Raw genomic sequence first — 923 nt, 5'->3', positions numbered from 1 at the left:
ACGTGTGGCGACCCGATACGACAGATGCCCAAAGGTCTTCCTCTCCGCCATCGCACTCGCGGCGCTCGTCATTTATTGGCTATGAGTCCTGAGCCTAGCGTGGTTCTTACCATAGAACATAACAGGAACAAAATCAAGCCGCCTAGGGAAATCATGGGGTTTGAGAGGAAGAGGAGGGCCGGGGGAGGTCAGGCCTGAGGATGCCCGAAAGAGGGCGTCCGGGCCTGATCCTGTTCCTCATTGGTGTCTGATGCCGGAAAGTGGAGGATCCTACGTTCTCATGAGCTTTGCATTTAACGCTCCCCGGCATCAGATCCCTAAAGAGTGAAAGTGTCCTTCGGGTTTTGTGACTGACGGATGAGGGCCTTTGGGGTCCCTCAGATGGGCCCGGGCCGGATTCCGGTCTGCCGTTCCTGATGAAGGGCATTCCGATGCAAACAGGTGTCTTGCGCGTGTTGCGCGCAACCGCTGCCTCATGGTGGCGACACAAGGAACTGCGCCGAACCGGCCAGTCGGCGCGGGCGCGGCAACTCGAGCGCAAAGCCATTCTCGGCGACCTTGGCTATCTCAGGCAGGTGGCGACGTTGCCGAATGCCCATGTAATCTGTGGAGAAGGGGGCACGTTCATCCATCTCGGTTGGACCACCTACATCGACATGGTCGAAGGGCTCGGCGCGAGGATCGTCAACAATCCGCGGCCCCGTCAGTCAGCCTGATCACCATTCCCTCTCATTAAAACTCGAAAGGAGGCCAGCCATGGCCCGTTCCTGCCCCCCCAAATTCGATGCCTCTGAGGTCATCACAAACGAAATCATCCGTATCATTGTGAATCGGCGTGCAAAATTGACCCACTTAGGTGGGTTATGAGCGAGTAAAATTGACCCACCTGTTTGTTTAATATCCGCACTTCAAGTGCGGAGGAA

At 56.6% G+C, this 923-nt stretch carries 1 protein-coding gene and 1 pseudogene; both read left to right on the top strand.

All coding sequences use genetic code 11. The features are described from left to right. A pseudogene (locus M8744_RS17705) lies at window positions 1-85 on the top strand (IS5/IS1182 family transposase); the annotation flags it as partial. Between the two features lie 331 nt (window positions 86-416). Next, complete coding sequence (locus M8744_RS17700) at window positions 417-716, top strand: hypothetical protein (protein WP_251420062.1); 300 nt, start codon at window positions 417-419, stop codon at window positions 714-716. Window positions 717-923 lie beyond the last annotated feature (207 nt).

Origin of the sequence: Lutimaribacter degradans, from assembly GCF_023703375.1 — a bacterium.
Classification (GTDB): Bacteria; Pseudomonadota; Alphaproteobacteria; order Rhodobacterales; family Rhodobacteraceae; genus Lutimaribacter; species Lutimaribacter degradans.
Note: the sequence above shows the minus strand (reverse complement) of the source record. Positions and strands in the feature narration are given on the sequence as shown.